Origin of the sequence: Clostridium boliviensis (assembly GCF_033342255.1) — a bacterium.
Classification (GTDB): Bacteria; Bacillota; Clostridia; order Lachnospirales; family Lachnospiraceae; genus Lacrimispora; species Lacrimispora boliviensis.
The window spans coordinates 1-13,283 of record NZ_JAWONS010000179.1; the positions used below are offsets into that span (position 1 = coordinate 1).

Annotated in this window: 12 protein-coding genes; 6 read left to right on the plus strand and 6 right to left on the minus strand. The window is 41.3% G+C overall.

Features of this window, described 5'->3' with window-relative positions; genetic code table 11:
• Positions 1 to 468 precede the first annotated feature (468 nt).
• A complete protein-coding gene (locus RZO55_RS11035; RefSeq protein ID WP_318064334.1) occupies positions 469 to 2,247 on the plus strand; it encodes a flagellar assembly protein A in 1,779 nt (592 codons plus the stop codon).
• Between the two features lie 20 nt (positions 2,248 to 2,267).
• Complete coding sequence (locus RZO55_RS11040; protein WP_318064335.1) at positions 2,268 to 2,636, plus strand: response regulator transcription factor; 369 nt, start codon at positions 2,268 to 2,270, stop codon at positions 2,634 to 2,636.
• Between the two features lie 116 nt (positions 2,637 to 2,752).
• On the opposite strand, the gene RZO55_RS11045 is transcribed toward RZO55_RS11040, so the two are convergent.
• The 6 genes from RZO55_RS11045 to RZO55_RS11070 all read right to left on the minus strand — a co-directional run bounded on the left by RZO55_RS11045 (position 2,753) and on the right by RZO55_RS11070 (position 8,480).
• Positions 2,753 to 3,538: a lytic transglycosylase domain-containing protein gene (locus RZO55_RS11045; RefSeq protein ID WP_318064336.1), complete on the minus strand. Its 786-nt coding sequence runs from the start codon at positions 3,536 to 3,538 to the stop codon at positions 2,753 to 2,755.
• A 26-nt stretch (positions 3,539 to 3,564) separates the two neighbouring features.
• On the minus strand, positions 3,565 to 4,635 hold the full coding sequence (locus RZO55_RS11050) for an N-acetylmuramoyl-L-alanine amidase family protein (RefSeq protein ID WP_318064337.1): 1,071 nt from the start codon (positions 4,633 to 4,635) through the stop codon (positions 3,565 to 3,567).
• Positions 4,626 to 5,990, minus strand: coding sequence for an N-acetylmuramoyl-L-alanine amidase family protein (locus RZO55_RS11055; protein ID WP_318064338.1), 1,365 nt, complete (start codon positions 5,988 to 5,990; stop codon positions 4,626 to 4,628). Before RZO55_RS11055 ends, RZO55_RS11050 begins: the two co-directional genes overlap by 10 nt.
• An 83-nt stretch (positions 5,991 to 6,073) precedes the next feature.
• Complete coding sequence (locus RZO55_RS11060; protein ID WP_318064339.1) at positions 6,074 to 6,721, minus strand: PilZ domain-containing protein; 648 nt, start codon at positions 6,719 to 6,721, stop codon at positions 6,074 to 6,076.
• Positions 6,722 to 6,724: 3 nt separating this feature from the next.
• Positions 6,725 to 7,072, minus strand: a complete 348-nt coding sequence (locus RZO55_RS11065) for an EscU/YscU/HrcU family type III secretion system export apparatus switch protein (protein WP_318064340.1) — start codon at positions 7,070 to 7,072, stop codon at positions 6,725 to 6,727.
• The gene (locus RZO55_RS11070) at positions 7,059 to 8,480 is read right to left on the minus strand and encodes a hypothetical protein (protein ID WP_318064341.1); all 1,422 of its coding nucleotides are present in this window, start codon (positions 8,478 to 8,480) and stop codon (positions 7,059 to 7,061) included. Before RZO55_RS11070 ends, RZO55_RS11065 begins: the two co-directional genes overlap by 14 nt.
• 126 nt (positions 8,481 to 8,606) lie before the next feature.
• Between RZO55_RS11070 and RZO55_RS11075 the strand changes: the two genes are divergently transcribed.
• The 4 genes from RZO55_RS11075 (at position 8,607) to RZO55_RS11090 (ending at position 13,255) form a co-directional block, all read left to right on the plus strand.
• Positions 8,607 to 10,715 (plus strand): chemotaxis protein CheW, encoded by a 2,109-nt coding sequence (locus RZO55_RS11075; protein WP_318064342.1) that lies wholly within the window; start codon positions 8,607 to 8,609, stop codon positions 10,713 to 10,715.
• A 26-nt stretch (positions 10,716 to 10,741) separates the two neighbouring features.
• Positions 10,742 to 11,239 carry a chemotaxis protein CheW gene (locus RZO55_RS11080; RefSeq protein ID WP_318064343.1) on the plus strand — a complete coding sequence of 166 codons (498 nt, stop codon included), beginning with the start codon at positions 10,742 to 10,744 and terminating at the stop codon, positions 11,237 to 11,239.
• Positions 11,240 to 11,252: 13 nt separating this feature from the next.
• Positions 11,253 to 12,065: a CheR family methyltransferase gene (locus RZO55_RS11085; protein ID WP_318064344.1), complete on the plus strand. Its 813-nt coding sequence runs from the start codon at positions 11,253 to 11,255 to the stop codon at positions 12,063 to 12,065.
• A gap of 140 nt (positions 12,066 to 12,205) precedes the next feature.
• Positions 12,206 to 13,255, plus strand: coding sequence for a protein-glutamate methylesterase/protein-glutamine glutaminase (locus RZO55_RS11090; RefSeq protein WP_318064345.1), 1,050 nt, complete (start codon positions 12,206 to 12,208; stop codon positions 13,253 to 13,255).
• Positions 13,256 to 13,283: the final 28 nt, after the last annotated feature.

Here is a 13,283-nt window from a genome sequence, read left to right on the forward strand (position 1 = left end):
TTTTTTGAAGAAGTTTGCCGCCGTTTTCAGCGGCGAGGTATATCATACCAAAGCTTTCGACAAAAGTCAACAATTTTTGTCGATATTTTGTCGATAACTTTTTTTGGTTTCAAACTATGTTTTTCACCGTTAAAGTAACCATAAAACCAACTTATGTGTTATATTATTAGTAGAAACTGCCGATATAGATATATATTTATAATTGTACAAAGAAGGAGGTGTTCCCTGTTACCGGTTTGTCTGGGTGAAACAGTTGTATCCGTTATCCCGAAACTAATCCAGGCATAATACGAAACTGTTACAATCATTAAATATTATTTAGCCGGCAAATGTTATATAATGTTATGAAGGGATTGCATGCTTAAAGATGCTTTCCTTAATAAAAGCGCATTTAAGGGGACTATACTATACTCTATTTGCCGACACCGGACAAGTTGACCGGTAGTCCATATGTTAGGGGAGAAAAAAATGAAAGATAAGAACAGAAAAGGTTTCTTTGGCCTTTTTCAACATGCAAAGCGAAATGTAGAAAATTTGGAAGAGAACGAAGCACCTCAATCCGAACCGGATGATTCATCACAAAGTGAAGAAAGCGAGGTTAACGATAATAATACAACACCAACCTCCAATTTACCCCACGATTCTGAGCAGGCTGACGAACCAGATGAAAAAGAGATTTCTTCACTTGTTGCAATCTGGGAACCTTCTGATGATCCTCAGATTCTTCGGGTTAATGAAGAACTTCTGGAAATTGAGCGGAGACAATTTGCCATGAAGATGAAAACGCTCTCTAATATTTATAAAAAGAATGCTGAAGCTGTCGTTAAAACTACTGAAGAATCTAAGGATGACACCACCATAGAAACTACAGATAAACCAGAACCCAAAGCCGCACAGCCCCAATTATTTATCTCAAGAGACTGTATGGCAGCCTGGATATACGTTATTCCTCCAATGAATGGTGGCTCGGATATCAGTGAAGAAAATCTTCGTTCTGCCCTTGCCCAGGATCGTATCAAAACTGGAATATTGGAAGAGACAGTGAAATCGATTGTTAAAGATCATATATACGATCAGGTATTGCTGATTGCCAAAGGTGTTCTTGCCAAAAATGGTATCGACGGTACTATAAAAGATCATTTTGAACGAGTGGTACAATTAGAATTTGAAGAAGATGAAAACGGTTCTGTTGATTATAAAACTTTGAACAATATACAGTCCGTCAAAGAGGGAGAAGTCATATGCGAGATAACTCCTGCCATTCCCGGAGAAGATGGAATGACTGTAGAGGGTCAGAAGTATCCCTGTACAATAAAAGGAATTCCCATCCCCGTACCTTCAGGACGTAACACACAACCGACAGAAGACGGCACTCTCCTGATTTCCCAGAAAACAGGACATGTTACCTTTAATAATGGGAAATTTCAGGTCGATCCCTTGCTGAAGATAAACGGAAATATTGATAATAGCACAGGAAATCTGGATTATGACGGTGATATCTTTATTTCAGGTGATGTAAGAAATGGTTTTATCGTAAAGGCCACCGGAGGTATTGATATCCGCGGTTCTGTAGAAGGTGCTCAACTTACAGCACAGGGACCGATTACAATCGCCAGCGGAATGTCTGGGAACGGACGGGGATCCCTTACCTCTGATTCATATATCAAATGCCGCTATCTGGAACATTGTACTGTAAAGGCCGGAGGAAATGTTTACGCAGAAAGCATTATCAATTCCAAAGTACAAAGCGGAGATGAAATTATGGTGACATCTGGTATCGGTGTCATTATTGGAGGATCTCTGCTTGCTGCCAGCAATATTAATGCAAATGTCATCGGTTCAAAAGTACGCCGGCTGATTACGGAATTAACCATTGCAAATGTTCCAAAAAACGTTGAGGAATCTACCCGGCTTACCAGGGAATTAGAACAGCTTCATCATAACCTTTCGGAAATCACGAAAAATATCACTTATCTGGAAGCCGCACAAAGACCTGACAAGCAGCACCTGCTTGAAAGTTTAATACAGGCTGCAGATTGTCTCAATATCAGAGAACAGGAAATAAATAATCGATTGAATGTAATCGCACCCGACGATGCGGAACAGATCGGTCTGATAAAATGCAGGCAGCTTTTACCGGTAGTCCGCGTTCGAATAGGTTCCTCCAGCCTTTTAATTCAGGAGGAATGCTCCAGCAGTGTAATATATAAAAACAGCGAAGGTGAGATTACCATAGGAACTAATTAGTTCTTTGAAAGGGGAAGATTATGAAAAAAACGATTATGATTGTAGATGATTCCATTCTGATAAGGAATGAAATCGAAAAAATAATTGAAGGAACAGATTTTGAAATAATCTGTCAGTGCCGAAGCGGAGAAGAAGCTCTGGATACATATGAGAGAACGAATCCTGATATCATTACTATGGATATCATTTTGCCAGGAATCGATGGATTGGAAACTTCCAAACGTATTCTTGAGAAATATCCAAATGCAGGAATCGTTATTATCAGCTCTCTTGTATATGATAAAACAATCCAGGTCGTTAAAGAATTGGGGCCTGCAATACCTTTTGTCTTTAAGCCCATTAACCAATCATTTTTTATCGAGTCTCTAAAAAAAGTCAGTACTTATTAGTTACAGACTCATAAAGCTTCATTCAGTGCATAACAAAACACGCCATCGATTGCGGATACACAATCGATGGCGTGTTTTGTTATACAATTTTAAGGTGGAAACGTTCCTTCTGCCCCCTACAATAAACTACCATCACTGGAATCATTTACATCAAATTGACCAGATATTCCGCCCGAGGCCATCTGCATTCTCAGCTTCATAAGCTCAATCAGATATAAAGAACTTGTTTTTTGCGATGTGAGATCAACGTTGGTCCCGTCCGCTTTCCCTGCGATTGATTTTAATAAATCAATCCATTGAGACCCATAGCTGTTAAGTGAATCCTGGTAATAGCCGGAAGGATCAGAAACCGAATCGCCGGAATAGCCTAAGGCGTATAAATCTGTATTCTCCTGATTATCTGATTCTCCCATATCTTTCATTATTTTCTTAACATATTCCTGAGTCTCTTTAAAGGGAGGAATCCCTCCATATTTTTTCACGTTATTACTTCCTGCATTATATGCTGCAAGAGCAAGCTTTACATTTCCATTATAATGATCCAGATGTTCTCTTAAGTATTTGGCGCCACCCAATATATTACTACGCGCATCATAAGGATCTGAAACTCCTAATGATCTGGCTGTAGCTGGCATTAACTGCATCACTCCGGCTGCTCCTTTAGGCGAAGTCGCTGCCGGATTAAAATTTGATTCAGCCTTTGCAACTGCTTTCAGCAACTGCTTTGAAACCCCATAGGTTCGGGAAGCCTCTGAAAAAATGGATTCCAAATTTTGAGGAACTTCCTGCACAGACTTGAGAATCTTTTTAAAATTCCCTGTGGATCCCCCTGCAGTCTGTTGTTTTTCCAAAGCCTGCGCTCTGCCTAATGCCATCATCTGCAACTGATCGATCGTCGCCACTTTTCATCCTCCTGTTACTATCGCCTCTACTTAATCCATTTTCCGTCAGCACCAACCTGATAGCCGTCAATGGTAGTACTGCTTGCCATACTTCCATCTGAATACATATAGTACCATACTCCTGGCTGTGATTGAATCCAGCCTGTCAGCATCTCTCCGCCTGTGGGATTTAAGAAGTACCATTTTCCATTAACAAACTGCCAGCCAGTCAGCAGCTTGCCGTCTGCAGGGTTTAAATAATACCACCTGACTCCTGTCTGAACCCAGCCTGTCTGGCGCGCGCCGTTTCCATCAAAATAGTACCAGTCATTTAAAATCTGCTTCCAGCTGTTTCTGGGTTTACCTCCATCTTCTTCTACATAGCTGCTGCCCTTCCATGTACCAGTCGTACTTCCTTCATACTCCATAGTAATGTCCTCTGAGGTAACATAATCTCCCGCTTTCATATACTTGCGGTCATCTGCTGTGTAGCCAATGGCACGGACTTCATAATAATAAACAGCGTTCTTATCCATACTATCGGACAGATCTACCGTGTTGGTATTAACAGAAACTCTCTTTTTTAATTTATCGTCCGCATAGAGAGCAACCTGATAGCCTGTTGCAAACTCTACTTTATCCCATACTGCTTTCGTTTTCCTGCTGTCAGTCCAGCCGGCGCGTGCCGTATTCCCAAGCTTTACAACCGGGGTATAATCCACTTTAATTTCCAGCGTATGATTATCTAATGCTTTTGCTGAGACAAATTTTGCACCGGTTATTTTACATTCTGACCGGTTATAAGCTTCTTTAAAAATCGTATCAGATGAGGTTAAAAATACACTGACCCGCTCAGATTTTGCAGCCTTCCAGTTGCTGATATCTCGTTTCCAGACAGTATCGTCAACACCTGCGCCTGTAGTTGTAGTAGTTATTTCCGGCATCAGAATCTCCTGATCACCAAACTGACTGGTGAATTTCAAATTGACACTGCGTATTACTATTGATTCTTCTGCATGGATTCTGCCAGCAGTAATACCTGGCAGCACTACTGCGACAAAAACAGCTGTTATCATATAGATTAATTTTCTTCTTCTTAAACTTATCATTATTTCCATACTCCATCTTCATCTACCTGATAGCCATCAATTACTGTGCTGACAGCCATCACTCCATCCTCCGGGTTAAAATAACGCCATAGTCCGTCCACTTTCTGCCAGCCGGTCAGCATAACGCCATCTTCTCCCGTATAGTATGTCTTTCCTTCCCGGGTGAAGAGTCCCTTTAGCATGGCCCCCTCCAGATTTGCCTGTACCGTATTCAGATAATACCATCTATCCACCTGATTAATCCAACCGGTTTGCATGGCTCCTTTGTTATTAAAAAAATAATGATAACCATTAATTACCTGCCAGCCGGTTGCCGCTGCACCCATAGGTGCTTCGTGCCCATTATCCGGATAGAAATAATACCAGGTGTTATTGATCTTATTCCAGCCTGTTACCATGGCGCCACTGGAACTCATATAATATATATCAGAGTCTGTGACAAACCAGCCGGTTATCATCTTTCCGCTTCCATCAAAGCAGTAATATACATCATCCAGCATAAGCCAGGAATTTGCCTGAACACTTCCGTCCGCATACCGGTAATGCCAGACGCCCGACTGCTCTTCCCAGCCGGTCTTCTTTTCTATATTGGTTGTGTTGCCGGTAACTGTATCTGACTTTTTTCCGGTTCCATCAGAAACATCCCGGTCTCTGATGACCAGCTCATCTGACTCTACCCAACCGCTTTTTTTACCATTCTTAAGTTCATCTGCTTTAAATGGAACTGATCGGATCTTAAAGGAATAAGTGCCTTCCTCTGTCATATACGGATAAAAATTATAGGTGGTGGCTTTTACCTGTTCTTTTTTCAAAATTACTTTTTTGCCACGGTATAACCATAATTCATAAGCCCCTGAGGTATTATCCCCTTTAGACCAAATCGCCTGTCCAAGTCTCGTATCCTTCCAGCCAATATCCTCCGGTTCCGCATACAGCCCTTTGATCGGCTTGGCTCTCAGCGTAACAACCAGGTCACTGCCATCCCGCCTGGCGCTTACGTATGTCCCGCCGCTCACTTTAACCTTAGTGGCTTCGTATGAGGATTTGAAGTAAGCATCATACTCATCGGACGGTGTCAGTGTGACACTCATCTTAGGTTCTTCTCCAATGGTCATATCCTTTGAGGTGGAAGTGACCCACTCCGCATCTCGTATCGTATATTTTTTGTCACTGGCGGTTACATAACACTCTCCGTCTGCCTGATTAATCTTTATATCCGGCAGACGGTCTCCAGCTTCAATATTCAGTGAGACTTTTACACTGACTGAGTTTATGGCCTCCGTAGCCGTTACCTTCTGAGCAGTAAGACACAGACAAAGTGCGCTTAGAATGCCCACTGCCAAAGCTTTCCTCTGTTGTTTCATTCAATCGCTCCTTTACTTATAACTTTATGCTGAATAAAGCCTATAAAGTATGTATCGGCATATAAAGCTAAAGTCATAAGCGATTACTGGATTTTTCTCCTTTTCAGCTGCTCCTGAAATGTATATTTACGAACCATGGACTCCTGATATTTGGATAAATCAAAATAACGGCTTCCATAACGGTAAAAAGGCTCTGCTCCATTCTCGGCCACCTCTTTTACCCATAGAACACTTGCTTTTAATCTGGTATCTCCTGCATCTGTTTCAAATAGAAAGGAAAAGATCTGATTTTCCTTAAGCTTCTCCGAAGATTCAAATCCAATCCCACCTGCGCTGATGTCTTTGATCTTCGCCGGCAAGTGGATTACATTTCCCTTTTCATCACTGGTTTCCAGCATGGAAGAGAGAGATACCCTTACCTTTAAATCTCTTCTTCTCTGCTCCACACCAATCAATTCATCAATTCTGCAGGGAACCTTATAAATGGATCTACCTATGTCTCCGCTCTCTGTTCCAACAACTTTGACTCTGGCAGATAAGCTGCATTTGCACGTTACAAGCCCTTGTATGCCGTCGTAGAATACAATAACCGATTCCGTATTAACCTTATCCATATCTTCTTCCTCAAAGATCAGTGCCAGATTCTCCTTATCGGTATCAATCACTTTTACCTCCGCCAGAAAAACACCATCTAAAGAATAAATACAAGCCTTATCACATTCCCTTAACATAAATCATTCCACCGTTTCTTCTATATTTATTTCTTCTTCCTCTGCCTCATTCACATCTTCTGCTGCTTCGTTCTTTTGTTTTCCAGGTACATAATCCAGAAAATACAGGTATATATCTACAATTGTCTGATACAATTCCTCCGGGATCTGACTCCCTAATTCAAGCTGCGTAAGCATGGTTGCCAGGGAATTATCCTCGTAAACCGGAATCCCGTTCTCATTTGCCATCTCCACAATCTTTTCTGCTGTATACCCCATTCCGGATGCAACGATTACAGGTGAAGTGTTTTTTGAATCATCATATTTTAAGGCAACCGCCTTCTTATTAAGCGTACTTTTAAATTCTGACATCGACTGAATTCATCCTTTCCTGTATTTTAGGAAATACCGCTACAAGAGAAGAAGGTCCTTCTCCCGACTGCAGGATTACACGGTCCGCCCGGATATGATTTTTATCAAGAATACCCTTAATTCCCTTCTGGATACTTACTTCGGATTTTCTCAACTTCTCCGGATAGTAAAGCTGTAAAGCAGAACTGTTGTCTCCATAAAGCATTAGCAGCTTGAACTGTCCAAGCTCTGCTATTTCAAACTTTATAAAAATTCTGGCAACTCGCTCGACTCCTGTCTGAGTGCTGCTGCCCTCTTCGTCCGGATCAACCCACATTTCAGTAAACATCTTTCTTCCATTAATATCCATAGGAAACGCGAGATGGAGAAGCGGCATATAAACACTTTCATTCACAACCAGAGACTGAATGATATTTAAGAACGTCTGCTTATTTTCAAGACCGGTCCCACCGTTTACTCCTGTTCTTAAGAAATCAATTAATTTATCTGACCACTGGTTCTTTCCTGCTGCCTGTTCCATATCTACCTGTCCAAGCAGTTCACCAAATTCTTCTGCAGTCGTAGTGCCAAAATGTCTTCTGAATCCCTGGTATCCGGTGAGTTTTGTAAATGCCTGTAAAACTTCCTGCCTGTTTCCATTCTCATATCTGGCCATAAGCACAGTCAGAAGGGAGATCTTGTCGCGCACGGTACCCATGTCATGATTGGCCGAAATATAGCGTCCCATAAAAGGAAGCATTTTTTCCTTCAGCAGCGAACTGTTCTTATCGGTATCACCTTCTGCTGCAGACATATCCAATTCTTTTAACATCTCCTCAAGCTGTGCGGCAGTCTGCTTAAATACATACCCTTCCATATCTTTTACTGTATTAAATATATCATGAAGAATATGCTTTCCGGAAGACATATCGTTAAATTTTTTAATAAAATTTAATATGTCCGATTTTAAATCCACAGAACCGGTATCAGCCATGACCTGTCTTAACTGGTCAAAGATTCCCCCGTTGAAGCGGACGGACGATTCCGCCTGCTCTTTTAAGAATCCCAGCACATCTTCTTCCTGCATCTGGGTTGCTTTAAAAAAAGAAGCAATTTGTTTTTGTGCTTCTTCTCCCATTACACCACCAGTAAGCATCTCTTCCCCCTGGAAAAATATATCAGAAAATATTCGCGTGATATCTGGCGAATTTTTTATCATATTGAGAAATGTGCCAAAATTGGAACGATACTGAAATGCCAGCTGTTGTTCCTGGTTTCCTCCGGAATCAGTCCTGTTATCCCCCCGCATTACTTTTGACGGATCTACAGGATTTTGTATCTGTGGTCCCTGTCCTGCCTGGGGGTTATTTTTAATCGTTGAATTATCATATCCGGACATTGGAGTTGTTACTTTCAGAATATCTGCCATACTGTGCCTCCATACAAGTGGTGTTTCATATATTTTTTCAAAAGGTTGTTTGATTTACTATTATTTTTTTTCCAGCCATACCGATAAATAATTATATACTATACTAGACAAGGCGGTGTAAATATTATGGATAACGGCATGGATAATATGCTTGATATGTATCTCTTTGAAACCAATTCTCTACTGGAGCAATTGGATGAACTCCTGATAGAAGCCGAAAAAGCAGGAGATTTTACGGTGGATGATGTGAATGAAATTTTTCGAATCATGCATACCGTTAAAGGTTCTTCTGCAATGATGGAGTTCAATTCTCTGATGCAGATCGCTCATCACATTGAAGATTTATTCTTTTTTATCCGTGAGAACGGCCTGGATTCACTTGAAAGTTCTCACAAAAGCACCCTTTTTGATTTGATGTTTCGTTCCACCGATTTACTTCGTGCTGAAGTTGCAAAGGTTCAGAATAATGAGCCACTTAGTGATAATGTCGACAATCTGACCCAGGAAATTAATAGTTTCCTGAAAAAAATCAGTAAGGATAATAAAGATACGCCCGCGGGAACAAAGAAGCAGGAAAAGCCTGCAGGAAAAGAAAGTACCAAACCGGCGCCGGCTGCAGTTGATCTGAACGAAGTGCGGATGGATCTTGCAGAGTGTCCGGAGGATAACGCTGCCTATTTTCTTCGTATCTTTTTTGATGAGGGCTGCGGAATGGAAAATCTGCGCGCATTTATGCTGATCAGCTCACTGAAAGAATCCGGACTGGAATTTAATTTCTACCCCGGAGACGTGGAAACCAACAGCCAGAGCACCGTGTCTATTATTGAAAAGGGATTCTATATCGCTATTGATTCCCGCGAGTCTGCTGATACGGCAATCGCTCAGATTAACAACATGAATAACATACGTTCTTATGAGTTGATTCAGAATGCACGGGCAAAGAACGCAGCTGAGGAAAAGACACCACAGGCAGCCGCTGCACCCGCTAACCCGGAAAACATTGTGCCTGCCAATACACCTGCCGCCAGCACCGGACATCAGATGCCAAGCAAGCAGAATCTGATCAGTGTGAATTTAGCAAAACTTGATAATCTTGTTGCAATTGTAGGTGAAATTGTTATTACCGAATCCATGGTAACCTCTTCCCCCGAAATTCAGAATCTGAAGAATCTGGATAGTTTCTTAAAAGCAACCAGACAGCTCAGAAAACTGACAGATGATCTGCAGGATATCGTTATGTCTCTGCGCATGGTGCCCGTTTCCGGCGTTTTCCAGAAGATGAATCGTATTGTCCGGGATATGAAACAGAAGCTGAAAAAAGATGTGCGGCTGACCATTGTGGGTGAGAATACGGAAGTAGATAAGTCCATTGTGGACAGCATTGGTGATCCGATTATGCATATTGTACGTAACTCCATGGATCATGGAATCGAAGAGACTGCCGAAGAACGTATCAGAGCAGGTAAAAATCCTCAGGGTGAAATTATTCTTTCTGCCAGCCATACCACCAATGAAGTCATTATTTCCATACGCGATGACGGACGGGGCGTGAACCCTGCCGGTGTCCTTGCCAAAGCAAAAAGGAACGGACTTCTTACGAAACCGGAAAGTGAATACACCCAGAAAGAGATCCTTTCTCTCCTGTTAGCCCCAGGCTTTTCCACCAATGAAACTGTTACTGAGTTTTCAGGCCGTGGTGTTGGAATGGATGTTGTAAAGAAAAACGTGGAATCCATAGGCGGAACTATCACCATTACAAGCGAGCTTGGAAAAGGAATGTGCACCACCTTAAAGATCCCGCTTACCATGGCAATTGTTGACGGTATGGAAATATCTGTAGGTAAATCTGTATTTACCATTCCGATCGCTAACATCCGCCAGTCCTTTAAAGTGAAGAACGATGAAGTTATCTACGATACAGAAGGAAATGAAATTATCAGATGTATGAACCAGTTTTATCCGATTATCCGGATTCACAGACTTTATAATATTGAAACAGAAATAACCAATATTGAAGATGGTATCCTGGTATGGGTTGAATCCGGAGACAAATCCTATTGTCTGTTCGTTGATGACCTGCTTGGGGAACAGCAGGTGGTAGTGAAGCCACTTCCTGTTTACTTAAACAGCTTTAATATCAAGGATTCCGGTATCAGCGGATGTACCATTCTTGGTGACGGCAATATCAGCATCATATTAGACGTTTTAAATCTGTATGCTGCAGCTCATAATTAAGTTTAATTAGAAATGGAGGAATACAAATGTCAGCAGAAAGTACTAAAACAGCTATGAGTGGTGCGGATTATTTATCACATGACGATTTTACTTCTGAGGTATCAGAAGCCATGGAGCGTTATCTTACATTTCGCACCGATAATTTAATTTTTGGAGTAAGTACAAACTACATAATAGAAATCATTACCAATCATGTTATTACCGCCATGCCTATGATGCCAAACTATGTAAAAGGCATTATCAATTTAAGAGGTCAGATTGTACCAATTATTGATATCAGGCTGCGGCTGGGAAAACCGGCAATCGAATACACAAGCACTACCTGCGTCATTGTTTTAAATGTTGATTCTGTATATATCGGAATTATCGTAGATGCAGTGGAACAGGTTCTGGATATAGATTATTCCAGAATTTCGTCTGTCCCTGCAAGCAACCGGGAAGAACTGGTCAGCGGCATGATATCCATGCCGGACAACAAAGTGGTTCTGCTTCTGGATAGCGTAACACTAGTTAATAACTCATAAAGGACGGGGCTCTATGTTAACACTCTCACAGCAAGACTTCACACGGCTGGTTCAGTTTGTGAAAAAAAATTACGGGATTGATCTTTCTAAAAAGATGCAGCTGATTATGGGCCGGTTATCCAATACGATTATTTCTATGGGATACACTTCCTTTACGGATTATATCGACCAGATAACTTCATCAAGAAATCCCGCCGACCTGGAAGTAATGCTGAATAAGCTTACAACAAATTATACTTATTTTATGAGGGAAGAAGCACATTTCAATTTTTTCCGTGAAACTATTCTCCCATATTTATTAGCAACCAAGAAAAACAAGGTTTTAAGTATATGGAGTGCTGGCTGTTCTTCCGGTGAGGAACCCTATACCATTTCAATGATAATTAAGGAAACCCTGGGGGCGCAGGCCGCCCTCTGGGATACCAGGGTTCTGGCTACCGACATATCCCAGAACGCGTTGCGGGCTGCAAAGGAAGCAGTATACGACGAGGAATCTCTCAAAAATTTATCACCTGCATGGATATCCAAATATTTTGTTAAGACAGCAGAAAAAGGAATTTATTCTGTGTCTCCGTCCATTAGATCCAACGTTATTTTCCAGACATTCAATCTAATGGATCCCATACGATTCCGTTTAAAATTCGATGTTATTTTCTGCAGAAACGTTATGATTTATTTTGACCAAAGCACTAAAGATGCTTTAATCCAGCGTTTCTACGATGCGACGTCTCCAGGAGGCTATTTACTGATAGGTCACTCGGAGACAATTAACAAAGAAAAAACACCTTACAAATATCTCATGCCAGCTACATACCGAAAAGAATAATCTGCCTAATATAAAATCTATTTACCAGTGTAAAATCTGGTAAATGGATTTTATATTACACAGATTTATTCATATAATAGAGATAACCATAAATCATTTTCTGACTATATAAATTGCAGCAGCAAAGAATGGAGTATATTATGAATGAAAAAATTAAGGTTTTTATAGTAGACGATTCCATGCTTTTCCGTAAGGTTTTAATTGATAATCTCTCACAGAATTCAAATATAGAAGTAGTTGGGTATGCCATTGATGCATTTGATGCAGAACGCAAGATCCCTTCCGTGAAGCCTGATGTTGTGACAGTAGATGTAGAAATGCCACGTGTAAGCGGCATTGAATTTGTAAAAAAACTACTTCCGATTTATCCGGTTCCCGTAATACTTGTGTCCTCTCTTAACTTAAATGTATTTGAGGCTCTTTCAGCAGGAGCGGTTGATTTTGTCCGAAAACCAGATATGTCTATGAGCATTACTGCCAATACCTTTTTAAATACATTGATGAGTAAAATATTTATTGCATCCAGAGCTAAAATCAAGGTTCCTGCAAAAGTAATCCCTCAGACAGCTCCTGTCGCAGCGTTAGGTGGGAATCGGACTTTCGGTCTCAATGCCTATAATACGGTCATTGCAATCGGAGCGTCAACCGGCGGAACAGAAGCCACGCTTCAGGTTTTAAAAGATCTCCCTGCAGACACACCCGGAATAGTGGTCACCCAACACATGCCAGAAGGATTTACCAAAATGTATGCAGACCGTTTAAACCGTCTCTGCCACATGAGAGTAAAGGAGGCACAAAGCGGTGATGCAATTGAACGTGGGCAGGTCCTGATCGCACCGGGAGATTATCAGATGAAAGTAGTTCGTATGGGAAGCCGTTACAGTGTAAACTGCTATTCCGGCGAAAAGGTAAGCGGTCACAGACCTTCTGTTGATGTACTGTTTCAGTCTGTTGCGGACTCCGCAGGTGCTTCCTCTGTCGGTATTATTATGACCGGTATGGGCCGTGATGGCGCAGATGGTCTTCTCAGTATGAAAAAGAAAGGTGCTTTTACCATTGGACAGGATGCGGAGAGCTGTGTAGTGTACGGTATGCCCATGGTTGCATTTAACATCGGAGCTGTGAAGACCCAGGTTTCCTGCCCGAACATTTCCAATGTACTTTTAAATTATTTATACTCATTAAAATAAAGAAAAACCCTGATAAAAAGTTAATATT

Coding starts and splice junctions, on each gene's coding strand:
- RZO55_RS11065 (WP_318064340.1), bottom strand. CDS start 7,072: ATGTCAGAATTTAAAAGTACGCTTAATAAGAAGGCGGTTGCCTTAAAA.
- RZO55_RS11035 (WP_318064334.1), top strand. CDS start 469: ATGAAAGATAAGAACAGAAAAGGTTTCTTTGGCCTTTTTCAACATGCA.
- RZO55_RS11080 (WP_318064343.1), top strand. CDS start 10,742: ATGTCAGCAGAAAGTACTAAAACAGCTATGAGTGGTGCGGATTATTTA.
- RZO55_RS11075 (WP_318064342.1), top strand. CDS start 8,607: ATGGATAACGGCATGGATAATATGCTTGATATGTATCTCTTTGAAACC.
- RZO55_RS11085 (WP_318064344.1), top strand. CDS start 11,253: ATGTTAACACTCTCACAGCAAGACTTCACACGGCTGGTTCAGTTTGTG.
- RZO55_RS11070 (WP_318064341.1), bottom strand. CDS start 8,480: ATGGCAGATATTCTGAAAGTAACAACTCCAATGTCCGGATATGATAAT.
- RZO55_RS11055 (WP_318064338.1), bottom strand. CDS start 5,990: ATGAAACAACAGAGGAAAGCTTTGGCAGTGGGCATTCTAAGCGCACTT.
- RZO55_RS11050 (WP_318064337.1), bottom strand. CDS start 4,635: ATGGAAATAATGATAAGTTTAAGAAGAAGAAAATTAATCTATATGATA.
- RZO55_RS11060 (WP_318064339.1), bottom strand. CDS start 6,721: ATGTTAAGGGAATGTGATAAGGCTTGTATTTATTCTTTAGATGGTGTT.
- RZO55_RS11040 (WP_318064335.1), top strand. CDS start 2,268: ATGAAAAAAACGATTATGATTGTAGATGATTCCATTCTGATAAGGAAT.
- RZO55_RS11090 (WP_318064345.1), top strand. CDS start 12,206: ATGAATGAAAAAATTAAGGTTTTTATAGTAGACGATTCCATGCTTTTC.